This is a genomic window from Enterobacter sp. PP-008-ECC_S150 (assembly GCF_045257065.1).
Classification (GTDB): Bacteria; Pseudomonadota; Gammaproteobacteria; order Enterobacterales; family Enterobacteriaceae; genus Enterobacter; species Enterobacter chengduensis.
Window position 1 is genome coordinate 1 of sequence record NZ_JBJHHG010000032.1, and the last position, 25,463, is coordinate 25,463.

The following is a 25,463-nucleotide window of genomic DNA, read 5'->3' on the forward strand; positions in this document are numbered from 1 at the left end:
AACGGCTCGATGACAGCGGTCATATTCTGCCATGGCAGAATCTGCTCCATGCGGGAGAGGAAAATCTCTTTTCGGGTCTGACGGCGCTTAGTGCTGAATTCACTATCGGCGAAGGTGAGTTAATGGCTCATGATGTCCCTCTGGGATGCGCTCCGGATGAATATGATGATCTCATATCAGGAACTTGTTCGCACCTTCCCTAGACTTAACGATGTTAAAATTTTGGTTGTATTAAAATCCTCCTGCGAAAGTGAAATCATCCATGTATTATCTTTATGATAGTCGGTGATATAAATAAAATGAGATGTAAAAGGCGTTGAGTGATTGAACTCTCCTAAGTTCCATCCATACTGTCTCACTGTATTTGAGCTAAGTTCTTTGTCGGTAATGTTCATAATTCATACCTTTCGATAAAGTCTGTAATGATAATTAGCTATCTCAAAGGCCCAGAACAACTCTTGAAATAACCTCACTCGAAGAATTTATCATATTGAACACCCCTACCTAATAACCTTGCCGACTTAATAAATCACAATAGCCCTCCCCTGTCATTTTAAAACGCTACTTGAATTTTTGATAGCTTATAGTTGTTTTACGTTCTTTGTGATACTCATATGTCATCTTCTCTTTCCAGTACCAATCTTGTAAATCCTGCAAGTCTAGCCCATTTTTCTCACGTATGCTTTCGTGTAATTCGCTAAGCGCGAGTTTATCATTAGGTTTATAAATGGCTAATTTTTCTTCAAATAAATCCAGCCAACGTTTCCCCATCTTTCGACGCAAAACAAACACCATCGTGATAATTGTACTGAAATGCACAGCAATTAGTTCCAACTTATGCGATTGCTGACCAGATAAAATTACTATTGTAACAACAGGGATGGCCGTATATAAAGCAATCAAAGCGACCATAAGTTGATATGGTTTTTCCCGTATTACCATGTCCATGGGTAAACCAGAGGACGCTACTGCTTGCCAAAATCTTAAATACCTTCCGATGGACTTAAACCTTTTCCCGTTTTTATGCATAAACCTGTTTTTATTTACTATCATGTTAGACCTCTATTTTTCTGTAATTCTAGAAGAATGTTACCTTAACCCTTAACAGGGATAACACCGCATGTATTATCTCCATAATCAAAGCGCAGGGCCGGTAATAAAAAGTACCATACCATCGATGTGTAGTTCGTTCAGTGCATCCCTGTCCGTGGATAGCTTTCTAATGTTGTCAGGAGTTGCATCAATCGGGTATAAATCTTGCGTCAGTTTGACGAGATTCTTCTCAGTGCAGGTAAGACCGCCTTCAGCGAGAGTGCGCAGGTAATCACTAAACACGACTTCTTTTTCATCAGAGGTAAGTCGCTCGAAGTACCCCATATGTTCGGACGTGAAATTCTCATCTGCAATACTTCTCACTACTGAGATGATATCCGACCTTATGACCAACTCCCGCACCGCAGCATAAAAAATCCTGCCGTAATGTCCTGACACGTTTTCCTTTGCGAGCCACCAGCGCTCATCCGTGGTAACGGGTACTGTGGTCGGGGATGCCAGTAGCAGAACGGGGCTTAAACCGGATCGCGATAACCCTTCAGCAAAAGCTTCTTCAGGAAGACTGCTAACAGGCTTGCCTTGATAACGTGCTTCTACCATCTATGCTTCTCCTTTCTGATGTAGGCATGACTGCCTTCTATTTAAGCAATCAGTAAACCGGATTGAGCTGAGCAACGTTATCCTTCTCCCATCATTGCTTGCCACTTTTACCATAAGCGCCAAACAATTAGCCCCATTATTCCGGTTGTAAACTGAACCTTAACACTAACCAGTATGAATCGGTCATCTGGGGCAAAGTGTCCACCGGGTTGAAGTAGCCAGGTTGTTAGCGGCGGATGGAAAGCCAGTACGAATCCGTAAACTATAAAAGCCAAGCTCAGTAAAAGAAGGAGCATGCGCCCAATACGTTTGAGTTGATAAGATAAACTCGCGCTAGTTTTTCGTGGGGGTACGATATGGTCTTTCAACACTGTCTCCTTGCCAGCAAATGCCGAAGCGCTGGCATAAAGATTAAACAATTTTTATGCCAGTTACTCCGGCGAGATGGGTGATAATCCTCGTTGCCATCATAAAGCCTTATCTCTTTCAAATTTGAGCGATAAGGGGTCTTTGAGCCTGTAATGGCTTTTTGTTTGATGTTTTGATGGCACCTGCCCCCGCGTTTTACCATGACCGAAGTACATAGCGGCTCACACCTTCTGCTGGCTGTTGCCACTCGCTATTCTCCGTTGACGGTCTGAGGCGCGTCGAGCCCCGGGAGATGTTTTTCATCGCCTGCTCAAGAGTGTCCATCCTGTAGGTTTTGATGTTCACCCCTTCTTCAGAAATAGGCCCCAGCAGTTCCGTAACCTCACGCTCACCCTGATAAATATCGACCCACTGTGTAATATTCACCTTATCACCATTCGCATCAATGCCACGTCGGTTAAAGTGGTCAATTTCAAACTCACACACGGTTACCGGTACCAGCCCCTCCGGGCGCGGATACCCGAGTATTTCATCAAAACCAGGTTCCCCTTCATCAGTGACCAGATCAGGCGTCAAATAGAGTTTTCCGTTACGGGAAAAATGCGCAACATGGCAGGACCACTGGTCATTTAACATCGTTGGCATGCTTGTGAACATTCCTGAATACCACCGTCTGGCATTATCAACTGATTTGGTGACGAGGATTTCATCTGGTACTTCCCCGTTGTCCATGGTGTAAAAACTGAGAGACAGAGCGGTATTTCTGCGTGAAAGTAGCTTTTCTTTATTGACCTCTTTATTTTCAAATTTGGACAGGTATTCCTCAAGGAACAGCGCCTGCAACTCGGGTGTCGGCGCTTTCTGATAAAACCAGTCGGCCAGGTCTTTAGTGCCAATATAGATGAGGCTGGCTTTACCTTTTTCGCTCTTGACCGCAACAGGAGCCATTAGGCTTACTTGCTGTACGTACTCACTGGTTTCATTGATACTTTCATAGGCCTCAATCCACTGGCCAAGCAGATTGGTGTAAATCACCGGATCGTTCAGCTTTAAAAACTGCTTAAGAGCCTGAGCGCCACGGGAGCATGTATCAAAATAACGCTGCTTCTCTTCGAAGCTTTTGAAAGCAGTCTTTTTGCCCGACCATGTGGCCACCAGCTGTTCATCTTCGAACAGGGTGTTTTCAGCTGGTAAGAAGTGTTTCATTTTCGCAAAACGTTGATGAGTGACGTTTAAGACATTTCGGGATGTAGCAAGTACCATTCGATGAACCCAGGCATGCCCTTCCATCCGGTTGTCGCATTCAAAATTTGCTGGTGCGGCATATGCAACAAGTTTCCCTGAAGCATTTACCGATAACCTGACCAGCTCATAGCCTTTGCTGCTAATAAAATTACGAACCCCGGGAAGATGTTTGAGCCCCACATCAGCGAGCATATAGAGCTGGTTCAGGAGCTCTTTGGAGCCCTTCTCTGTACTCATGGCAGCTTCCAGCGTCGCCCCCCTGTTATCAGCTCGCCAGGCTACAATGCATCGATCTATCAACTCTGATCTCAGATTAGGCTGGCCAATATTTCCATCGGCCAGAGCCTGGCTCAGCATCTGCCGGTAAGGTTCTTCTGCCTCACGCTCGGCACGAATATAATTTAAAGCCATCTTGAAGAAGCGAATGTAAAACAGGTGATTAGACCTGAATTTACGTCTGTGAATGTACCATTCGAGCTCCTCCGCTTTAATGGTATCCATGCACAGGAAACCCAGTTCAGCATCATTCCTGCTGGACTCCTTAAATAAAGACAAATTCACCTTACAATTGAAATCTCGATCCGTTGAGTATCTGTTTACTGTTGCGTTGACACAGATATCGTCTCCCTGACGGAATGCAATAACCGGCTCATAGTTTTTATGGGTTCTCCCAAGCCATTTATAGCCAGAGTAGCTGTTGTCTTCCTGAACTGCTCCTGGTGCTGTCACTGGGTTCATCAACGAATCCCAGTTGCACATTACCCGGGATCCGGACTGAAGGCATGAGTTTGCCTGTTCAAGATAACTTTGCAGAGACGGCCGTGTCTCAGCCATACCCAAAAGGCCAGAACCGTCTTTGTCGTGCAGAAATTGGAAGTACCGTTCCTGGAACTCAAGGCTCAGAAAACTGTAAGGGGTATTGGTATCATAGAAATCACCAAATAGTTTGAGCCGGTGATCGAGGCCGCAGATAAGGATCAGGAAACGACGGTAGTGAAGTGCCATAAGATCATGCTGCTTCAGTCGGTCGGTATAACTGACGTCCTCAAACTTTATGGTGCTGCCATCAATCCCCTGGAAATGTGCTTCCTGTTCGCTGGCGGAAGGGAATAGCTGCGAAGCCCCAAGATGGCTTTCTACCGAAGAGTAAACCTGATGAATATTTTGACCGTCCCGGACCAGAAGGAATACAACCCGGTTCCTGTCATTGCGGACATGATTTTCCCAGGGATCGCGGTAATCGATATAACGTCGTGTTGTGGCCATACATACGATGGAACGTTCGGACGGAAAAATCTGCTCCACCAGCCCGGGGCTGGTTCGTAAAGTTTCATGAAATTTTTCCATATCAGAGAAGTCGAACCAGCTATCGAGATCGCACCATACGGCCAGCTCTTCATCCACCATCAGCTTTGCCTGAACGACCTGGAGCGGGAGGTGTGATGGAGCGGATTCACCCTTCACGATATTCACTACCTCAACGTCTTTGCCGGTATACAGTTCCAGACTGCCAACGCCATCGTGGATTTTCTTCACATATTCCATGGCTTCTTCTGTAGTGGCCAGACTTGCCGCTGCAACTTCCTCGAAATAGGGCAGCATTCTTTTGCTGGCATTAGCGATTGCCTGCGTTCGTTGTGTGATGATTTTGCTGATGGCTGTGCTGATCTGCCCTTCTTTTAAGGCCGCTTCTCTGATTTGTTCAATGCGGGTATCTGAAATACCAGAGGACAGAGCATTTTGAACTGATCCAATCGCCAGTGAGGTTACCGCCTGCTGCTCTTGTGGGGGCACTAACGCAACGCTAAGGCCCGTCACAGGGTTTTCACGGTCATCTGTACCTAATTGCTCAATCGCAAGGTCACGGAGCCCCTGAGCATCGCTCACGAGGGCTGTAAGCGATGCCTGTAGGCTATTCACTTCTTCCTGAGCTTGTCTGAGTTCAGCATCCCGGATTACCTTATGGTCGGGTTCAAATACAAAACTGGACAGAAAATCCTTAACCAGGAAGCGATGCTCTCGCATTTCTTTGCCACGTTCCCTACGGTTGCCGCTGCTGTCTTCAGTGACAATAGCTACAGTCTGACCGTAAACGCGGGGATGGGCGCGTAGAATCACTGTGTGCAGCTTATCTTCAACGTAACGCAAAGACGTAATGAGCAGCGTATCCCCTGCCACAATACCCTCTTCAGGGATGCTGTCAGTGGACGTCCAGTACTGACCCGCCAGCAAAGAATGAAATCGCTCTAAACGGTCAATGTTATTTTTGCTGACCAGGTCACCCATATACCTTTCCTTCCAGATTCGTATGTTAGGTGAATCATACCAGATTGCACTTACCGTCTAATAACTCAAAAAACACCAACTTCGGCATTCACTAGAAATGAATCCGTCCACTATTATTCATTAATTAAATAGATTCTTAGATATGAATAGCGCATTGCTTTTAAAGCAGGTTTCGCAAAGGGTTAAAAAAGGCTTCTTAAGTGAAGCCTTTAATAATAAATGCTACTTATCTTCAGAGGGATACATTTCCCAGTATTTATTACGTACATTAACAAGGCAATGGTCTGCTGTTTCTGAAGCGCCTTTGTCGCGGTTTACAAAGGCTTCTGCAACTTCATCCAACTTATCCGGTACCGTATTTAATGGTAATGCCTGCTTCAGGTTGGTGGTTACCAGTTCCTTTGCTTTATCATGATTAAGTTCAGTTCGGATGCTTGCATCTTTACAAATATCATCAACCTTACCATCAAGAATAATGTTTGGGATAGGTTCGTTTTCAACTTTATGTGTAGTATTAGCAGAGGAGCCAAAAGCGACTGACATCATCGCACACAGCAGAATATTTTTTAATTTCATAGTTCACTCCATTATGACTATTGATATCTACTTATGAAGTATTAGTTATATCATGTTTGCCGTCAAAACATAGAACCCACTGTTTTGACTTTAAACATATCATGCTACAACGTTTTTTTGCACGTGACTTTAGTAGGCATGATTTATGAGGTTTCAGCAGGACGTCAGATTGTTGTCGATCCAGTATTGATGCAAGCCTACCGTCCATTTCTTCGATAAGGCCGAAAGTAAAAGCGCTAAACCACAGCAGTTACCAGGAGTAAAAATTCGTATGGGATCTGGAGAACCGACTTTAACACTCATAATGAACTCCAGAATGTTGCCATGGCATAGACTATTTCTAAGCCTGACGATATCTGCTTCAGGTTTTTTACCAGCGTCTATCTTTGCCAACATATTCTTCTCGGCTGGAAATGACAGTAATTCTATCGGCATCCCTTCCTGCTTAGCCTTTCGCATTAAAGCGTTACTCATTACTGACGTACCATCTAAGTCCACCAGTACAGGAACTGACTGCTGAACGTTAACAGTTGATTTCAACTTCAGCGTAACCCTGAGTGATGTTTCGATCCCATTCAGAAAGCTCGTACAGGCCGGTAACCATAGACCATGATGCAGCGCCTCGGTTGCTTGTTTAAAAAACCAGTCAATCACGGGGACAGTGCAATGCTCATAATAGTGATTTACCTCGCTGAACCTTGCCATATAAGCATCGTACTCAGCCTGGTCTTCAGGAGATAAAAAATTTGGTGGGAGGAGCATCAGAATCCTTTCATCCTAGCTTGTATACCTTCTTCGTAGGCCAGCTCGCCATTATCGGTAAAAGATGGTTTTTGATGTTTATGATAAAGCTTAATTTTTCGTCAGGCTTGATAGCGTTACCGGAGAGATTTGATCTTTTCTCTTCAACTCGCAATACTGTTTATACATACAGTACAAGAATTCGAGTGTAGCTATGTCTGTTATCCTTGAGCACATTAGCAACAAGCCTTACGAAATGGCACCTTTTTTCAGTGATTTACTAAGCTGTGGAGTGATGAGTCCGTGCGCCGGGCATGAAGATAATGAATTAAATTTGCATGAATATGTAGTCCGCAACCGCCCCTCAACCTTCTTTGTCAGGGCGGCGGGCCTCAGTATGATCAATGCCGGTATCAATGATGGAGCAATACTGGTTGTGGATCGGTCTTTAACAGCACGACACGGCTCTATCGTCGTTGCGCTGGTGGATGGAGAGTTTACGGTAAAGATCTTACACACGTATCCTGAGCTGCTTTTGATGCCTTCTAATCCAGCCTATAAGCCGATACGTGTAAATCCTGAATCCCTTGAGATATGGGGCGTCGTCACCTTTGCACTGAATCAGTTCAGCCATGTACATGCACGTTGATATTAACGGAGCCTATGCGGCATTTGAGTGTGCGATGGATCCCAAGCTGTCAAAAAAGCCGCTCATCATAGCCAGCAATAACGATTCGTCCGTCATTGCAATGAATAAACTGGCTAAAAGCGTTGGTATTAAGCGTGGGACCCCAATTTTTAAGTGCAGGGATTTGATTCAGCAACACCGGATCGAAGTCAGGAGCTCTAACTTTACTTTGTATGAAGACTACTCAAATCGCTTCCATGAAACGCTGGAAAGCTTCGCGCCTCAATCGAGTCGATATAGCATAGATGAAAATTTCATGTTATTGAAAAACATGAACAAGATAATAGATTATGAAGATTACGGCCGGTTGATCAGAAGTACACTTCTTCATAATCTGTCCCTTACCTGTGGTGTGGGTTGTTCAAGCACCAAAACCCTCGCTAAATTATGCACCTATGCGAGCAAACGATGGGCAGCTACAGGCGGGGTTGTAGTTTTGACTGATCAGGCCAGGATCAGGAAGCTCCTGAGCCTGATCAGTACCAGAGAAATATGGGGTATTGGTCGAAAGATTAGTGAACGCCTGTCGGCTTTCGGGATCATCACTGCCGGTGATTTTTATAATAGCGACGTTCGCTTTTTACGTAAAAGCTTTGGCGTTGAAATCGAGCGTACCTGGCGGGAACTGCATGGCGAACCATGTTTCCGGCTGCACGAGTCTCCTCCTGTCAGGCAACAGATTATCGTTTCCAGAAGTTTTGGTCAGCGCCTTAATGAGATAGGCAAGCTACATGAGGCAGTTTCATTTTTTACCGCCCGGGCGGCAGAGCAGCTGCGCAAGGATGGCTCGTGGACCCGTCAAATCACAGTCTTCATTCAGAGTAGCAATTATGCGCAAGGTGAAAACCGCTACAGCAATTGTGGTATCGAGCCGCTTACCGCTACACAGGACACCCGCGATCTGGTTGATGCAGCCATGACCATCCTGAACCGCATTTACAGACCCGGGATAGCGTATGCGAAAGCAGGGGTAATGCTCTCCGCTATGACTGACGGCACAGAGCAACTCAGCCTGTTTGATACTCGCCCGGCCAGGCCTGGCAGTCAGGCACTGATGAAAGTTATGGACCGGTTCAATAAAGAAAAGCGCGGAGCTCTGTTTTTACTGGGGGAAGGCATTCAACAGGATTTTCGTATGAAGCAGGCCATGCTATCACCGAGATATACGACCCGCTGGGATGAATTACTCGTTGTAAAAGCGTAGCGGCCATGACCGGCATGGCCGTACTCATCAAATGTGAAAGTAACTTTAGGCCCCGCGAGCTTTTTCGATTGCGCCCTGCAAAGTTGCTGCGTCCATAGCCCCGGGGATAAATGTGGTAGTCGCCGCATTCGGCTTTTTCATATTCATAATGATGAAACCGGGTGTGCCGGTGATCCCGAGCGCTTCGCCCAGCTGCATATTGCCGGAGATCACGTTTTCATACCGGTTTTTTTCCCTGTCAGAAAACGTGCTGTTAAACCCTGACTTTTCCACCACAGTATTAAAGTCAGTGAGTTCGAATTTGCGTTGAGAGGTCATGAAGGTATGAGCCACAGCCATCAGGTTGTTGTGGTACTTACGATAGGCTTCAGCACCGAAATTCTGATAGACGTGCAGACCCGTAGCGGCCCCCATGGCAGATACAGGTTTTGAACCGGCAAAAATCGGGAATTCTTTAAAGAAGAATTTTACATCTTTGCTCTGATTCATTACCGATTCAACAACAGGTGTAACCCGCATGCAGTAAATACACTGATAGTCGAAGAACTCGATTACCGCGACGTCGGCGTCATCAGGGCCGATGTTTGGCGTCTCCTTGGTATCCAGCAGAGCTGGCGCATATGGAATTATTCGTTCCACTGAGGCACTCACGTTCTGATTTTCCAGCGCCTTACCTGCTTCCACTAAATAATGGGGATTTTTTACCAGGTAAGTAGCGGCAATTTTGCCAATTTCTTCCTCACTGAGCACCTTCGGTTTAAAATAAGTTGCCGTGATTAACGCCGAGGCAGCGGTAGCAATAACCGCAGAAATTAAAATCGTGGCCATCGGTTTTAAATAAAATTCTTTAGACATAGCTACCTTTATGCTTTTCAGCCTGTTAGTTATTAACCTGCGATGGATTATACTGGCCCGGTAAATCGGAATTATTCGTGAAACAATGCTTTTTGGAGATTAAAGGATGATTAGGCAGGGCTTTATACTCACAACCGCAATGCTTTTGAGTGGATGCGGATATCATTTCGCAAACCAGGTAGATGCGTACGATCTAATGCCTCGTCCTGTTACAAATAAAAGGTTTCAGATAGTCCCTCCGGACGAAAGTATTCAGTCCAGAATGTTTTCAGGCCGTTTTGCTGATGGATTAGCAAAAAAAGGAGTCATTATTTCCACTCACCAGCCAGATTATGTGCTCAGGTTCCGAATCAGCAGCTCACAGGAGAACATGCAGTATAGCGAGCAGCTTCTTACTGGGGTGACAGGCTACGTTGTAGATAAAAAGACAACGAGAACTGACAAGCATGGCGAATTGCATACTGACTATGACTACAAGCCAGTCGATGGGGTAATAGGCACTGAGACGATGTCGCAGATGCACTATATGCGACAGCTGGATGTCGAGGTATACCCGTCAGCGAAAGGAGCAAAGCAGGTTCTGAAAGTGAGTATGCAAAGCAATGCACCTGTGCCGTCAGACAGCATTGCTTATTCAGCAATGATCGACGCCTTTACTGATAAATTTGATGCGCCGCTGCGTTCCGGAAATTATGTTGCAGTGATCCCCTGGAACTGAAAGCAGACGGCGGGAAGAGAATGTTCAAAAGTGACTTTTGGACACGCACATTAACGTGGCTATCGCCCTCCCCCATTAAAATCATAAAGTCGGTAAAGATCGCCCATCGTGATGGAATTGGGCTTATTAATGAACAGATACTGTAACTGTTCTTTATGTTGAGTACTGGCAGCTGCATTCATAAGCACTTCCAGGTAGAACTTGTAGCCTATGCTTCGCTCTGAATACATATACTGGAACTGCATCAGTAAAATGCCTGACATAACATACAACAGCAGCAGACTGAGTAATACAGTGCTATCAGGCTGTTCCAGTGCCATACTGACATACCCTGAACCCAGAATGCACAGAAGCCACCCCGTCATTAGAGCAGGCACCCTACGACTCAGACGTTTATAACAACGTTTTATTACGGGATCCCGGAGATACTTTTTGTCAGGTATCCCCGTTGCTCTGATGACGAAGCTACTGAGTATCGACATCTTTTTTCCTTCTGGACGCTCTCAGTCAATAAATCAGGCCAGGCGCTCATTGAAAGCTACCACGAGCTGCGAATCGGGATTTTTTACCAGTTCGGGCCGGATAACTTTTAGTTGCCTCGTTGGGGCGAGCTCATCTGTAGGCCTGATGGTGGTATTACCCGGCCCCTTGCGGGTACTGTCGGTGTTTACCTTGAGCTTTTTATTTCCCAGGTAGCTTTCCATCTTTTTAGAGATGGTGTCACCTGTGGTCGCAACACCAGAGAGTTCCTTTAGATGTTCACCTTTATCCATTTGTACCGATGACATCAGAAATCCGATTCCGGGATCGTTTTCCGTTCCACAGGCTCCGTACTGACATTGTGCAGCGAAAACGGGCTGTACACCTACAGCAACCAGCATTAACGTACTCAGTAAAGTAGATTTCATACACACCTCTTACAGTCGGAAAAGTTACTTTTGCGCAGCGCCCATTTGGGTCACCAGGTTTTCCGGGCTCAGCCACCCCGTAAATAACTGCGGTTTGCCGCTTAGTGTCACCATGGTAGGAGTACCTTGCAGCGGGATTGTTGAGGCCACCTGGAAATGCGATTTGATAATGTTTAAGCAAGCCTCATCAGGACGTCCTTCCGGGATAGTTGAAACCGGATTCATCGCTGCATCCAGAGCTTCGTTTGGCTTTGCTGAACACCAGATTTTGGCCATGTTCCCGGCTACTACCGAGTTCAGTCCTGCACGTGGGAATGCAAGAAACTTAATCGAAATACCGGCATCAAGATAAGACTTCAGATCATGATGCAGTTTTTGGCAGTATCCACAGGTTATATCGGTAAAGATAGCAAGCCGGTATTTTTCGTTTGGTGATTTGTAGTCGATGGATTTTGTTTTGGATGCGAATTCCCGGACGCCCATTAAAATGGCCTGCTCAGTGGTGTTTACCACATCTTTACCTTTCACGTGGAATAAGCTTCCGGTAAAAATGTAATCTCCGTCTTTGCTCACGTAACTTACCCCCTCCCTGGAAATCACCGTAAAAATATCTTTTACTGGCGAGGGTTCGACGTGCTCGATTGAAAGCCCAATGGCTTTGAGCTTATCCCGGGCTGCATCTGGCAGTACCATTGTATTAACCGGCTCGGCATTCATCGTGAAGGCGGTACTTAATGAAAGAAGTAATACCGATGCCTTAATAATTTTTTTCATTTCCGCTCCTTAAATCGAGCACTAATATTATCACGCCCCAAAATTCCAGAATTTTGCTTAAACGCTTAAATCAACGGGTAAAGCCGAAAGAAAGTCGATAGATATATGGGAGAATAGATAAAACGTAGATTCAGTGGAGAAATCGTTGTGTTTACACCACCAGCAGATGATGTGAAACCTATTCCCGTTCCTGATGAGATTTACACTCAGTGCATTACGGATGCCGCCCGCTACTTCGGAATTGATGCTGAACTGGTTTTTACGTTGTTTGACAATGAAGGCGGTAAGGTTGGTACTTTCAGCAGGAATACTAACGGCACTTATGATATTGGCCCAATGCAGATCAACTCATCCAATCTACCTGAAATAAAAAAGCATTTCCCGACGGTAACGTGGCGGGTTCTGGCTTACGATGCTTGCGCAAGTTTCTGGGTTGGAACATGGTGGCTCTATAGAAAAATTGTTGATCGCAAGGGCAATGTGTTTGAAGGGATTGCAGATTACAACAGCAAAACCCCAAAGGTACGTGCAAAGTACATATTTAACTTCATGGTAAAGTACAATCGCCGGATCCAGCAGCGTAACGGGATGGGTGAGCTTTATCAATGGACCCAGCAACCTCCTCGATACAATGGCCATATAGCTAAAAATGTCCCGGAGCAAAACCCGACTCCTGTTGTTAAATAAATACAACCCGATATTACAGAAGATCATCGAGTGGCTTGGGTAAACCACCACAAATATTTCACACTGACTCAGGAGTAATATATTGTCTTCTTCTGCAAGAAATTTATTTAAGATTCTCTCTTCTTTCTTGATCCAGAAAAACCCTCATCATGAAGAAGTATGTGTTCATGAAGAAACAACAGCTGGTTTATGGGCCCCTCTCCCTGATTCGCATGTCGTGCTTTTCTTAGATTTCGATGGGGTTTGCCACAGGTGTAAAAATGAAACCTTTGAGCGAATGCCACTGTTAGAGAAATTGCTGGATAACTGCCCTGCCATGGTGATTGTTATCTCCAGCTCATGGCGTGAGTGCGCTAATACAAGTTATCTGAAATCTCTGTTCCGGGTGCCTTATAGAGACAAAATCATAGGTGCAACCGGTTCGGTATATTTAAAACACGGACAGACTGGTGTGCGGGCTGCCGAGTGTGAGGACTTTGTCTTTTCACATCGAGTTAAAGCATTTATCTGCCTTGATGACGACGAATCATTATTTCCGGCCGGTTATCCGCATTTGCACAAAACCGATTATTACACGGGCCTCACCGAATCTGACCTTGCAGCTCTTAACGCAAGGTACCATCAGCTCATGGGACGCTGATGAACAAAGTAACTTTCCTTTTACCCTGTCACTGCTGATCTCGTACGCCCATCCACTTTAGGATTGATTGTTTTATACCATACGCAATAATGTCTCATATGAATTCGACAAGAAAGGGACATTATGCTGCATCACTGTCAGGCTAAGTCACTGGATGACATATACCTTGAGGATATTCCCCACATCATACATCCGGCCACGGCGGTACATGACCTCGAAGATACCGCCCTGCCAAACCGGATTATTCAGGAATGGAATTTACCGCAGGGATATACACAGTTTGTCAGCCGGTATCACCAGTTCCACCATCAACGCCCCTGGCTCGCTTACCGCGATACGCTTGACGACATCAGATACGGTAAGATCGTTCTGCTTAGAAAAGACATAACCGGCAATGCCGGGCCGGGGGTTATATCAAATGGCAACCTACGCAATGACCTGCCCCTGTCCCTCTTTACCCGTCTGCGCGATATCATCTCTCGTCAGTTGAAACGCCCGGGGTATTACGTTCGATCAACGACACCAGCACAGCACGCCCAATCAACAAAAACCATTAATTCCAAAGCGGCTGGTCGTCTTCTCGCAGCTGGCGGGCTTTATAATGGAAATGTGGAGGGATTTCGACATACGGCTGAACAACTTGGCGGCGAAGCTGTTGAAGGCTATGACCAGGTATTGAACGAAACAACTTCAGGTATGCTGGTTGCAGCGGCTTCACTTCTGGTTATCCGAAATCCAAGGTCTGCGGATGAATTGACAAGTTATCTCGGCAAGTACAAAAAAGCACACGTTTTGCTCGATGATATGAATGTTAGCGAATTGAACTACATGCGCCGAGACAGAGCTGAATATTTAGCTCTCCGTGGACAATTCAACAATACTGTACGCCCTAACTTCCTTAAATCACTTTCAGACCACCCAGATGCCCTGGCTACGTTTGAACCTAACGATTTGATGAAACTTGCAACAGGCAAGGTCCCCTCTGGGTGGCAGGTTCACCACAAGATCCCTCTTGATGATGGTGGCACAAACGCTATAGACAACCTGGTACTTATTCAGAATTCACCATACCATTCAGCACTGTCGAAAGCACAATCCATCATTACGAAGGATCTACCGTATAATTCAAGCACCAAAGTTCTATGGCCATCGCCGAACGGTGTTATCTACCCGGTAGGAAAGTAAGAGGCGCTCATGAAAGATTTAACTCAACTACTCAGCAGCTTAAAGAGGTTGATGGTTGCAGATCACTACCCTTTAGCCAGCCCGGTAGCCCCGGAAGTCTTGAAAGACTTAATCTGCAATCCGCCTCCAGTGGAGTGGGCAGATCACAAAAAGAGCGCCTATATAGATATACAGAAACTCATTAAAACCAGGCTTGATTATGCCCAAGTGTTTAATGCTATGGATGGTTTTGAGTACAACGGACTTACGTTTTATAACCTTGTTCAGGCAGAGAACGAAAATCTATTGTGGTCAAATATTTACATACGCAACTTTGAAGCACGAGACAATGAAATCTACGTTGACCCAAATCTCACTGATAAGGTGTTAATCGGAGAAGATGGCATGTCACTTTTCGCTTATAGTTTTGCAGACGACTGCTTTCAGATAAGAGACAAAGCATCTACTGATTATGTTATTGAATCTCATACAGAGTTTGATAGATTTTTGTCTTCACTGATTCAAACCGTCAGTTGAATGTTCCGCAAGAGCGGTACTTCTGAAAAAAAGGCCGCAAACACATACTTTGCGGCCTTAATTGTTTAGCAGTAATTTACAATCTATTGATAGTCATTTCAGGAGGTTATATTCAACCTCCCTTATTTTTTATTTTCATTAAGCCACTGATCCGCTTTATCGACACGTGACTGGTAAGGCTCATTTGTGTTGCTCAGCTCTGACTTCATGTACTGAATGAATTCATCTGCTTTCTGAGGCCCAAAGCGTGGGTCATCCGTCAATTGCTGCCGGATAGCCCTTTCAGAGTTCTGCGCTGCATTCGCATAAGTCGAAACGCCGTCGCTGCTAATACTCTGATACCGGTCACTTACAGCTGCGACGCCATCAGACATCTGCATGTGATTAAGGACTTTACCCTGGAGAGAATCAGGCATATTTGCAGGGTTAGAGGCATCATTTGCTATCGATGTCTGGGTTTGAAGGATGCCCGCTCCCGTAAGCATCTCATTTACCGGTTTCGCCCCAACGCTGGTTAGCGTATCCGAAACAAATTGCTGGCCCCCGAGTAGCGCACCAGAAATCGCGCCCCGCTCAGTGTTGGCCTCTATCTTTTCCCCAACCAAGCGATCTGTGACGGTCTGAGTGCGGTTACCAACGAGACCACCGCCCGACCCACCTTCTCCCAGGTTTGCCCGTACGACTGACTCAAGTGAACCATCAGCTCTGTTATGAGTGTTGAAACTGCTATGGATGCTCTTAACGTCATTCATACTCCAGTTAACGTTATAGTTACCCAGTTCATTAAGGATCTTCTGGGTATCCGCTTTGAGCTGCTCTCTTTCGGCACCGGTAGCCATGGTGCTGGCACCATAGGTAAAGACAGCTTGCTGTGCCAATTCAGCTCGCTTATCGTCCCGGCTTAAGTTCGGGTTGTTGGCAACACGACTAAAGTAGTTATCAGTGTTATTAGATAAGCCACGAACTTGCCCGCTCTGATACATACTGTTCAAAGCAGTGGCTCGTTGATCCATTCCATCACCAACCACCCGACCTCCAACCTTTTCCAGATCGTTAAATGTGCCTTCTGCATTTCTGACATCCTGACCCGAATTGACGACTTTCTCTACACCCTGATTATTCAGTACAGGTCCATTCTTTTCGAGAGAATTAAGCACATTCCTTTCTTCATCAGAATAAGTGCGGCCCACGTTGTTGTTATGTATTCCCTGAATATCGCCTTTGCCCGCGTTATCAAGGTTATACGGAGTAAAGCCAGCTTCACTTTTTCCAGGGACATGCTGTGTCGCGTCCTGAGCGTTGGAGGAAAGACCGAGTTTAGCCTGCGAATCTACACTTCCACCCAGTTCCCCTACGCGTGACGCACTCATCACGCCAGACGTATTTACGCTGTCAGGAGTTCTATCCTGTGCCTGAGTGATAGTATTAATTCCTGACCCGTCACCTGAAATTCTGTCGAGCTGATTGGTGATAGGTAGCAGCTGCTGTGCATTACCACCGAAGTCGGAAACCAGACTTTTAAGCAGGCTGGAGGTTTCACGGAGATCCTGTTTATTACTTTCGGCCGTCTCTCCCCGGGCGGTATCAATCGCAATTTTTTGCTCACTGAAATCTCGGGTTGCAGCCACAAGCGCGTCAGTACGTTGAAGCTGCGATCCAAGCTGATTACTGGCCTTGAAGGTATCGTTATAGGAGTTGAATTTCTCCATAAACGCATTCTCATCCAGCCCATTCTTACGAGCAAAATTCCTTACATCATCATCACTGAAGTTTTTGTTGCGAATAGAATCGGAGAACCTGTCCAGGTTAATGCTTTGTTTAGAATCAAGGCTCATTCCACTATTGGAGCTTGCGTTAGTCGAAACCGATGTAGAAATATTTTGCGCCATCGTCTGTGTCGCCTGGTTCATTTTCGACGATGCTTCTTTAAACGCATTAGTATTGGATATCTGATCGCTGCTTACCTGAGACGCCGCTTTACTGAACTGGTCAGTTAACGCAGAATCCTGGCTAAGCTGATTCGTGATTGCTTTTGAAAGGTCATTTGAAAGCGAGTCACTGCCTGTATTGGTCTTAGATGCACCGCTACTCAATTGCCCTGCTACAGCCGCTTTCAGCCCGGCTCCATTGCCAGTTCCAACACCTCCATTAAGCCCAGCGTTGAGAATAACATTTGAAGCAATGCTGGCCATCTGAGACGCACTCACCCCATGTTTCGTTGCAATACCTTCTGCTACAGAGGCACCAATCTTATCCGAGATCTGCTTCATTGTTTGCAGGTTGGTTGAGAACTGCTGGCTCGACTGTCCTGACCTTCCAATTTCGCTCATCTGACTGTAACCAGCCTGGAATGAATTACTTGCCGCACTCATAACTGATGAGGTTACAGCTGATCCTTGTCCCTGGCTGTTAGCGATACTTGAACCAGCATTCCACATTCCAAGACGGAAATTACTTGAATCAACTGCGCCGCCATCGCTGTATCCCTGACCGGTACTGGTTAAGGCGGTTCGTGTCACGTCACCAAATGAAGATTTACCGCTGTTAGGGCCATCCCATACTTTGGGCGTTACATGACCAGTATCCACCGGCGCATCGGGGGTCACTCCCTTAACCGCATTCATCATCGGGTGAATCGACTGTGTCATCAGGAATAATGTGAGTACCGGAATCAGAGCATAGAGGGCGGAAGCAACAGACAGGTATGAACTGTATGTTTCCGCAAGCCCTGGGAGTCCCATCCACGTGACGGCATTATTCTGGCTGTTGAGGGTGCTCCAGGTATCCAAGTCGGCCGTCGCGACTTTCTTCACATACGCGTTGACCATTACTGCCGTAAGCGGCCACATATTCACGAAGAGGATAAGTTGCAAATATTTCGCCGCAGCGGCAACACCATTACCACCTAACGCCAGCAGCATAAGCAAAGCAAATGGAGCAACCATATAAGCAAACATTTCAAGGAATGCGATTGCTGCTCCCGACAGTTGTAACCACAACTGGCCCTGTGAAGCCATTGTGTTGGTTCGCTTCAGAGAAGCCTCAAACAACTGCATATCGGAAGCCAGACCGAGTGGGGTCTTATATTTGCTTGCGCCATTTCTGAGCTCATTCATAATGAACAGGTTCAGGGTGGCGTCATACGAACCAATAGCCTTACCGTACATACCATTTGCTGACGCCATAACATCAGTAAAGCTTGCGCCGGTAGGTGCACCATTTGCTTCGTCTGGAGTAAGGATGCCGTTTGTCTGTCCTATAAGGGAAATAGTCTGGCGAGCTTCAGCTGTACTGGTAACCTGTTTCACAGTTGACCAGACCTCATCACACGTACCAGATTTTGAACCGTTAGCGCCAACAATACTGGCAGAGGCATTCTTCAGTGCGCCTTTCATCGCCTGATTAATCCGGTCCATGCTATCTGCCAGATTAGCTGAGAAAATATCGTTAAAAATAGTTTCTTTACCGGCAATATTTGCGCTTGAGTTTTGGGTAGCCTTCAGGCAGTTGTATGCAAGAGACTGAACGGTAGCACATACGTTCATTGGCCCTAGCCCGCTGGCCGGTTCAGGAAATGCGGAACAGTAGCCCAGGCTATCGCCGCCCCATTGCAAAAACTTCACGAATCGGATCATCGGACCGAGGGTGATGTCATCGTCCAGAGTTGTTGCAGACAGGTCCACCGGAGAAAGCGGATCAAACGCTGTTTTATAATCCTTCAGCAAACCCTGGCTTAAGTTAGTGGTGACGGTTGCCATCGCAGCAATAAAAATTGGAATTCCGTCGACGTTTCTGACCTCTCCCGACTTTACAGATTCAATAGTTACATCCACTCGAACCATTGCCATCATGAAAAGGATCAACCCCAAAAACCAGGAGAAAAACGGTAATTCATTTTTGGTCGGAGCCTGAAGCCATAGCCACGTTTTATAGAATAGGCTCACACCTGCTACAACGGCGGCCGTGGTCAGGAACTCTTTTACACCAGTATATTGAGAAAAGATCAGGGCAATACCGGTAAAAGCCGACCAGACAAAATCAATATCACCCAGGGTATATATGTTGTAATCCATGTCAGACCTCAGTTACGTGTGCCACGAATACTTTCAGTGAAAGCCTTCCGTTGCAGGCGACGGTTATCCCAGGTTGAAATGACGTCCGAGCTGGTACCGACCTGGCTGTGCGATAGCTCATAGGCGGCTTTAACCTGTTTTGAGAGATTGTCTGTTAATCGGTTGAGATCATCCCTTTTACCCGACAGCGACTCACTCGGTATGCTCATGGTTGAAATTTTGGCCTCAACCTGGCGCAACATGTTGATTACGAGGCTCGTCGCAGCAATAGTGCTGATGTCCTGAATGTATGCGTACCCTTCCGGTGCTTCGAATGTTTGCAAAGAGTCGATAATGGTCGGGATGCCGATATAGGAGATAATGCGTAATTCATCATCTGAAACACGAACGTCGTTGATGATTTTTTTCTGTACGTTTAAAAGAAGATCAGAAATGGTATCCTTCAATCCCTTAAAACCACCGTCATTAACTTCTGACATGACAAGGCACTGAGCCTTTCGTGGGGATGATGGATCTGGTGCCGGAGAACACTTGAGCATTTTAATTGATCCGCCAGCTGGTGGCCCCATGATGTAATCCGTGACAGTCATGGTAGACGGGCGGACTTCCATTCCCGCTTTTTCGCCTTTGCTATCCCAGTTGATAATGACAGTACCTACGAGAGACATAAGTTGTTCTGCCAGTTTATAACCGGATAACTCCGTTACCCCTCCGATGTTCATCGTTCCCTTATCAATATCCATGAACGACATATAGAAGAGGTTACCACTGAATTTTTCAGCGAACTCTTCGGGATCCTTTGCTTTAACCTGAGAAGTGACAGCTTCAGGTGACTTTGTCATCGATGAGCCAAAATCAGGAATAAGACCATTAATCGATCCCAGAATTGAGGCTGGTCCAGAGCTAACTGAGTTAGCGAACTGGCTTGGCGTACCCACGTTTTCAGAAAGGAAAGAGTAAGTTGCATTGCATGAATCTTTCGCAAATTTATTTAGCGCTTGCAGTTTGTTTTGGATGTCATTAATCGTTGCAGCACAGTCAGCACAAATAGCTGAAACAGCAACGTTAAAAGCATAGATAGCCGCACCCTGGGCAATACCACGGGCCACCTGCACAAGCTGGTCCCCGTTGATCATGCTGAAGGACCCAAGAAAAACGTCAATACCGTTACAACCGACAGAAGCTTTTGGAAACGACATGGAAACAAGGTTGGTATTAACGTTTGTTGTTCGGTAAGACATTGACCCGCCAACTATGCCTGTACGGGTTGCTGTGGAAAAGGTGGCCGGGCTGGTAGACGTCATCATGCCATTGAAAATGTTACGCATTGCGTTGTCTGCATTTGCAGTCGGGGCTAAAATTGCAGCACAAACAGAAAGAGACAAAAGTAACTTTTTGAAGTTGAAAACGGCATTACTGCGCATAAGTGCCTCCAAAACTGCCGCCAGCATTGAGATAATTGACCGGATCGGCCGTAGGCATGTCATAGCCTTCGAGTTTTTGGTCCATTATTTTTTGAAGTAGGAATGGGTCTGATTCCATTTCGGATTTATTAACGGTAATAACGCCATCATCGCCGATGGTATATTGCCTTTTAATATCTAGAGTTGACTGGAACGAAGCGTCATCGATCAGATTCATGCCCTTCGCGGCAAGTATAATAGTGTTCTTTAATTCATCAGCGGAGATCATGCCTTCACTAATGCGCTGAGCTGATGTCCCATCCTTTGAAACCAGGAAAATTGTAGGTACCTCTCGAATTTTAAATTGATCAATAATTTGTGCGTTGGGGATGTTAAAATCCTGAAAAAGGCCATTATGCAATGGCCTTCCATCCATACTGATTGGAAGAATATCTACCGAATAATAGTTCTGCATAAATTGAAGTATTTGGCTTTCTTCGTGGCAAAACTGGCAAGTACTCTGGAAAAAGAAAAATAAACCTGACTTAGTAAAGATATCTTTCATTACCGTTTGCTGATTTTTTTCAACAACAGTGCGGTGAGCATCCAGTGCCACCTTTTCCACTGGTTGCCTGCGTTTTTCAGACATCATCGGGTTTTTAAGAAAATAATCTTTTGATTTGTCAGAAAAACGCGTACTGATATCCAGCATTAACCTTTGCGCCGTGTAATAACGTGATAGATTTTCTGCGGTAGGGTTATCCATTGCCTGCGTTAACAGTCGAGGCATATTCTCTTTTAGCCATTTTGAATTTAAATCTACCATTTCCTCTTTTGAAGGCGAGCTAGCAGCACCGGTTGGTGGCAAAACCTCTTCTTCTTCAGCTTCGCTTTTTTTAGCAGGATCGTCATACCAGAAGAAACCCTTCTTATAAGCCTGGCCAGATACAAAGGGCGTATCTTTTATTAGGGGTTGCTCAGGGCTGGCGTGGGCACCAGTAATTACCAAAGACATAAGCAAAACCATCTTTGAAGGCGCTAATGCAATACGAGTCATAGACCGTTCTCCTTTTCTGATGCGGTTATGATGGCATACAAAAAAAAGGTTAGAGCTCGTATAGCATGGTCGTTTTTATGTTGAAAAGGACGGAAAAGGAGTGCTGACTAAGAAGATAGTCTCGGTGATGGAAAGATCATCCATCTTGCACGTTGTCAAAAATCCGGTGTAACAAAAACATGGTTTTATCGAATATCTAAAAGCAAATATTGCTTTGAAAACAGGTGTATTTAGAGCTGAAAAAAATCATCACAAGTAATGCTGTTTCTATATTTCAAAAAAGGAATAGCTAAGGATCAAAGAAGCGAACTTAGACAAGAATATAAAATATATTAATTGAAAGCGATTAAGAAGTCGTCATGCATAGAAGGTTTTGAGAACCTAAGTAGTTTTACGTTTTCAACAGAAAAAAAGGTGCACATTTTTGGAACGAAGAAAAACTGAATAAAGAAAAATCAAATTATATCTTTACTTGTCAAGAGTTGATATTTAAGTTGTAACTAATATTTGATTGTAAAGCAAACAACAGAATTTGACTTAAGTCAATATTTAGATTCAGACAAGGCAAGTTTCGCGATATCTTTTTTAAATTTAATCTAATTCTTCTTGAGAATACCTCTCTATGGCTGAAGCAGTTGAAGATAATCTGCAACGTGGACAATGAGCATCATTTGTCACTGGCACAATGTATGGGCGTTTACATTTTTCGCAGGCACCTAGTTCTTCAATTTCTTTCATAGAAGTAAGGATTTCTATTATTTTATTAACTTCCGGTGCGCATACAAAGTATCCCAGATTATGAAGGACACTCATTATTCGGTTGAAGTCAATTTGCCGAAAACTCGCTTCCGGATTTATTGGATCAAAACCAAAATAGTTAACTGCGACATCAATAACAGCAGAAAAGGCTCGGCGGTTATCTGTGCGTTTGCTCCAGCCCCGGATACCTTTTTTGAGTTTTGTTTTTGCACCAGGCTCAAAATCGATATTTTCAGCAACATGATTACCGTACAAAATTCGTATTGTATTTTTATTTGCCCCAAGCGACATAGTTCTTGCTGCTCGCAATAGAGCATTAGCTTTTGTTTGATCGACCTTTGCCATATCAATAATCCTTTAACATAACTTTATTTGTTAAAGTGTTGAACACATCCTGACGGTGACTGGTGAACATAGTGTCATAACGTAATAGTTCCATCAAATCATCACTAACTTTTCCTAACCGGATGTCAGCAGACAATTCATAAGCCCAGGCAAAAACTTTCGTTTTAAGTGAAACACTCTCTTCAATATGCCCTTGTGAGAAAGCAATTGTACGTGGGAAAAGAACGACATCGTTAATTGTTTTTAACGATGAATAACCAATGTCTTTAATAGCATCAGCTGTAGTTGGTTTTAAACCAAAGAAAATACTTACAAACTCTGGTGCGAGCATTGAGATAAAGAACACCTGCATAAAGTAGTCATTCTGTATATCAACACATTTAGAACGCAACTCATGAATCTTCTTGGGATTATAGATATCCACTGTACCATTCAGAAAAGTCACTTTTTCACCGGCATCGTAAATACCATAGTCAATATCATTTGTATCATATTCACGAATTACATTGGAATCACCGTCCAAGACCGCAGAAAAAAACCTCTCCCATGTAATTTCCTTTCCGAGTGTACGCGGAACCAAAAAACTACCTGGACGTGTTTCCACTTCAAAAGCTAAATCAGCGGCTGTACTAAATCCTTTCCCAAATAGGCGACGCTGGAGAAGAGGAGTCCCAGTTTGATATGCAGAAGATCCATGCACAGGCAATAACATTAAAAATGCACGGTAACTACGAATAAGCGAAATCTCAGTGCGGAAAAGTTTACCGAGTAAGCTACGAGTTAAATTATCAGATTCTGACATGTGCTGATTGTCCTTGCGCCATTACAATTGTTCAAATCTTCAACATGGATTTTTTGTTAGGTGTTCGGTAGGGTGAAAAGTAACTTTTAGTATTTTCTTAAGGCTTGAATAAGCCTTAAATCTATCCCTTCAACCACACCGCTTACTTGTAACACTTTTTAACCAAACTAACCAGAATTTTATCAAAAATTCCTGCGCATGCTAACGAAATGTGAAGCGATTAAAAAAAAACCTAAATCCAGCCCCTCCCAACGTTGGATTAGAATAACGACGTCTTTCACTGACCGTCATAAACTGACATTTTTACTTTTCATCAACCTCATGCTTACATAGGATCACTAAACAAAGAAAAGTGACCCTATGAATGCCTCACATAGGGTCACTTATGTTTGAAAAGTGACCCTATGTAATGTCGTCATAGGGTCACTTTTTATAAAAGTGTCACTATGGACAAAGTTCCATAGGGTCATTTTTTTTGGAAAAGTGGCACTAGATATATGTATAACTTTAATAGAGCAATGCACATTATCAAAAGCAATAATCCACAATGGTCATTCTGTCAAAAGTAACTTTAGGGGGTAGCGATGGAAGTGAGGCTAAACTCGCTGTTACTGTTTCTGAAGGCCCCTCCCGAATGGGGGAAACAGCGAGTGCATTACATCTGTTCAATTCCCTCATCAAAGAGCATTCAAAAATCTTCTGTTCGTGAAAAAAAACGGAAATTTCCTCCGGTATAGTAATTTCACATCAGGAGGCGTCATGAGTAATTCAAATCTTATAAGTTCTATAGAGCTAACACGTAAAAATTTACGTGCTCAGATTGAAGGTTTGCGTGTTGAGGCTGAAGATCTCATTACAAAATACTGGATCAAGTGGAAGGAACGAAACCACCAAGAGATTAACCTTACCCGACATAGCAAAGTTCCAAAGAGGGAGTACCTGGGTTCTTACGCACCAAAAGTTGAGCTAATTGGTAATGCCAGAAAAGTAACGATCACTTGGCATCAGTTCAGCCCTTATAAAACAAGAGCGCCTAGCCACATGTCAAAACGGGTGCAACCAATGAAAAGTGGAAAATATTCTAAGAACTGTTTTGTAAACCATGCCAGCTGGGAATACGAAATGATTTCTGAAACGGAAGCATTGCTGGAGCCTTACAGAGAAATGCTTGAGCTCTATCATTCAGCATATATCGAACTTGGACGAAAAATCCGTCAATACTCAAAAACTAAGGTGGCACAATGAACGACGCAATTATCACGGACAATGAGCGTATTAACATTGAACCAAAAGATGTAATGGTAAAAGGTTCAAATAAAAAGCAAGGCGTAAACGCTCAAACTTCTACTCAACGTAGACCAGAGCACCAGGGTATGGCCAAAGTTATTATTAACCCCGGCACCCCAGACTTTAACCGGTTTTTAACTGCCAGAAATGGAGCAGTCATCAGAGGTTTTGATGATGTGAGTATCGCTATTTCCTCTCTCTTTAAAACGGTTGATGCAGTTAAACATCCTGACCTTGTTCAGGCTATTCAGGATTGGTTCAACGAGCTGCATGAAGAAAACAATAAGATGAAAGAAAATCTTGTTGCTTATATTAAGTCAATTGAGTTCGACAAGAATGACTCATTCATGTCATCAACTCAGTTTGTACCTTTCAGTTTTGAACCAGTACAACTCAACTTCAATAACCACAACACCATGAGGTTTTACAAGTACATCTTCGAGATGAACCAGCTCATGAACACAATGTATGAGTACAACTCATTGGGTTTACTGGCTGTAAGCGACTATCCGGTTATGTCTCACAACATTATAAAGAGTATTAATTTATATGTTGAGAATGTGAAAAAGACTCTGAATGTTTCTCGCCGTAAGGATGGGCCATACAGTCCAGCAGAGTTCATCACCAAAGTAATGCAATATAAAAGTGTGCAGGCATACATTGCAGCCGAACTGTCAGGCAAACGTCGATAA

The 25,463-nt window shown here is 44.6% G+C and carries 23 protein-coding genes and 1 pseudogene; 9 read left to right on the forward strand and 15 right to left on the reverse strand.

The window, feature by feature from the left end; translation table 11 throughout:
• The 6 genes and pseudogenes from ACJBF3_RS23790 to ACJBF3_RS23815 form a co-directional block, all read right to left on the reverse strand.
• Positions 1–119 (reverse strand): annotated as a pseudogene (locus ACJBF3_RS23790) (IS5/IS1182 family transposase); the annotation flags it as partial.
• 442 nt (positions 120–561) lie between these two features.
• Entirely contained in the window at positions 562–1,053 is a 492-nt protein-coding gene (locus ACJBF3_RS23795) for a hypothetical protein (RefSeq protein ID WP_000636790.1), read from the reverse strand.
• Between the two features lie 84 nt (positions 1,054–1,137).
• Positions 1,138–1,653 (reverse strand): hypothetical protein, encoded by a 516-nt coding sequence (locus ACJBF3_RS23800; protein WP_000228894.1) that lies wholly within the window; start codon positions 1,651–1,653, stop codon positions 1,138–1,140.
• Between the two features lie 564 nt (positions 1,654–2,217).
• Entirely contained in the window at positions 2,218–5,553 is a 3,336-nt protein-coding gene (locus ACJBF3_RS23805; protein WP_000502666.1) for a hypothetical protein, read from the reverse strand.
• A 222-nt stretch (positions 5,554–5,775) separates the two neighbouring features.
• Positions 5,776–6,129 (reverse strand): hypothetical protein, encoded by a 354-nt coding sequence (locus ACJBF3_RS23810; RefSeq protein WP_000769182.1) that lies wholly within the window; start codon positions 6,127–6,129, stop codon positions 5,776–5,778.
• A 153-nt stretch (positions 6,130–6,282) separates the two neighbouring features.
• Positions 6,283–6,891 (reverse strand): hypothetical protein, encoded by a 609-nt coding sequence (locus ACJBF3_RS23815; protein ID WP_000926374.1) that lies wholly within the window; start codon positions 6,889–6,891, stop codon positions 6,283–6,285.
• Positions 6,892–7,084: 193 nt separating this feature from the next.
• On the opposite strand from ACJBF3_RS23815, the gene umuD reads away from it, so the two are divergent.
• Positions 7,085–7,519 carry a translesion error-prone DNA polymerase V autoproteolytic subunit gene (gene umuD / locus ACJBF3_RS23820; RefSeq protein WP_000111290.1) on the forward strand — a complete coding sequence of 145 codons (435 nt, stop codon included), beginning with the start codon at positions 7,085–7,087 and terminating at the stop codon, positions 7,517–7,519.
• Positions 7,509–8,762, forward strand: a complete 1,254-nt coding sequence (gene umuC / locus ACJBF3_RS23825) for a translesion error-prone DNA polymerase V subunit UmuC (protein ID WP_001371894.1) — start codon at positions 7,509–7,511, stop codon at positions 8,760–8,762. The genes umuD and umuC overlap by 11 nt, the downstream gene beginning before the upstream one ends.
• A gap of 45 nt (positions 8,763–8,807) precedes the next feature.
• Here the strand turns inward: umuC and ACJBF3_RS23830 are convergent, their stop codons facing one another.
• Positions 8,808–9,617, reverse strand: a complete 810-nt coding sequence (locus ACJBF3_RS23830) for a DsbA family protein (protein WP_000031378.1) — start codon at positions 9,615–9,617, stop codon at positions 8,808–8,810.
• 262 nt (positions 9,618–9,879) lie between these two features.
• Between ACJBF3_RS23830 and ACJBF3_RS23835 the strand changes: the two genes are divergently transcribed.
• Positions 9,880–10,335: a hypothetical protein gene (locus ACJBF3_RS23835; protein ID WP_223230168.1), complete on the forward strand. Its 456-nt coding sequence runs from the start codon at positions 9,880–9,882 to the stop codon at positions 10,333–10,335.
• Positions 10,336–10,394: 59 nt separating this feature from the next.
• On the opposite strand, the gene ACJBF3_RS23840 is transcribed toward ACJBF3_RS23835, so the two are convergent.
• From ACJBF3_RS23840 to ACJBF3_RS23850, 3 genes are all read right to left on the reverse strand, one after another.
• Complete coding sequence (locus tag ACJBF3_RS23840; RefSeq protein ID WP_001439466.1) at positions 10,395–10,655, reverse strand: hypothetical protein; 261 nt, start codon at positions 10,653–10,655, stop codon at positions 10,395–10,397.
• A gap of 195 nt (positions 10,656–10,850) precedes the next feature.
• Positions 10,851–11,243, reverse strand: coding sequence for a hypothetical protein (locus tag ACJBF3_RS23845; protein ID WP_000843243.1), 393 nt, complete (start codon positions 11,241–11,243; stop codon positions 10,851–10,853).
• 24 nt (positions 11,244–11,267) lie between these two features.
• A complete protein-coding gene (locus ACJBF3_RS23850) occupies positions 11,268–12,017 on the reverse strand; it encodes a thioredoxin fold domain-containing protein (protein WP_000720274.1) in 750 nt (249 codons plus the stop codon).
• 147 nt (positions 12,018–12,164) lie between these two features.
• Here ACJBF3_RS23850 and ACJBF3_RS23855 point away from each other — a divergent pair, with 147 nt between their 5' ends.
• The 4 genes from ACJBF3_RS23855 to ACJBF3_RS23870 all read left to right on the forward strand — a co-directional run bounded on the left by ACJBF3_RS23855 (position 12,165) and on the right by ACJBF3_RS23870 (position 15,045).
• Positions 12,165–12,704, forward strand: a complete 540-nt coding sequence (locus tag ACJBF3_RS23855) for a lytic transglycosylase domain-containing protein (RefSeq protein ID WP_000494968.1) — start codon at positions 12,165–12,167, stop codon at positions 12,702–12,704.
• Between the two features lie 82 nt (positions 12,705–12,786).
• Complete coding sequence (locus ACJBF3_RS23860) at positions 12,787–13,344, forward strand: HAD domain-containing protein (RefSeq protein ID WP_001371950.1); 558 nt, start codon at positions 12,787–12,789, stop codon at positions 13,342–13,344.
• A 123-nt stretch (positions 13,345–13,467) separates the two neighbouring features.
• Entirely contained in the window at positions 13,468–14,529 is a 1,062-nt protein-coding gene (locus ACJBF3_RS23865) for an HNH endonuclease signature motif containing protein (protein WP_000902297.1), read from the forward strand.
• Between the two features lie 9 nt (positions 14,530–14,538).
• Positions 14,539–15,045, forward strand: a complete 507-nt coding sequence (locus ACJBF3_RS23870) for a YrhA family protein (protein WP_000654195.1) — start codon at positions 14,539–14,541, stop codon at positions 15,043–15,045.
• A gap of 122 nt (positions 15,046–15,167) precedes the next feature.
• Here ACJBF3_RS23870 and ACJBF3_RS23875 read toward each other — a convergent pair whose 3' ends face one another.
• The 5 genes from ACJBF3_RS23875 to ACJBF3_RS23895 form a co-directional block, all read right to left on the reverse strand.
• Positions 15,168–19,118 carry a conjugal transfer protein TraG N-terminal domain-containing protein gene (locus ACJBF3_RS23875; protein WP_094166804.1) on the reverse strand — a complete coding sequence of 1,317 codons (3,951 nt, stop codon included), beginning with the start codon at positions 19,116–19,118 and terminating at the stop codon, positions 15,168–15,170.
• Positions 19,119–19,126: 8 nt separating this feature from the next.
• Positions 19,127–20,542, reverse strand: coding sequence for an IncHI-type conjugal transfer protein TrhH (gene trhH / locus ACJBF3_RS23880; protein WP_001257292.1), 1,416 nt, complete (start codon positions 20,540–20,542; stop codon positions 19,127–19,129).
• A complete protein-coding gene (locus ACJBF3_RS23885; RefSeq protein ID WP_000196727.1) occupies positions 20,532–21,578 on the reverse strand; it encodes a thioredoxin family protein in 1,047 nt (348 codons plus the stop codon). Before ACJBF3_RS23885 ends, trhH begins: the two co-directional genes overlap by 11 nt.
• Positions 21,579–22,169: 591 nt before the next feature.
• Complete coding sequence (locus tag ACJBF3_RS23890) at positions 22,170–22,682, reverse strand: hypothetical protein (RefSeq protein WP_001140952.1); 513 nt, start codon at positions 22,680–22,682, stop codon at positions 22,170–22,172.
• Position 22,683: 1 nt separating this feature from the next.
• Positions 22,684–23,484, reverse strand: coding sequence for a hypothetical protein (locus tag ACJBF3_RS23895; RefSeq protein WP_000004208.1), 801 nt, complete (start codon positions 23,482–23,484; stop codon positions 22,684–22,686).
• A 759-nt stretch (positions 23,485–24,243) separates the two neighbouring features.
• Between ACJBF3_RS23895 and mobI the strand changes: the two genes are divergently transcribed.
• Positions 24,244–24,729 (forward strand): conjugative transfer protein MobI(A/C), encoded by a 486-nt coding sequence (mobI, locus tag ACJBF3_RS23900; RefSeq protein WP_000071885.1) that lies wholly within the window; start codon positions 24,244–24,246, stop codon positions 24,727–24,729.
• Entirely contained in the window at positions 24,726–25,463 is a 738-nt protein-coding gene (locus ACJBF3_RS23905; RefSeq protein ID WP_000995978.1) for a hypothetical protein, read from the forward strand. The genes mobI and ACJBF3_RS23905 overlap by 4 nt, the downstream gene beginning before the upstream one ends.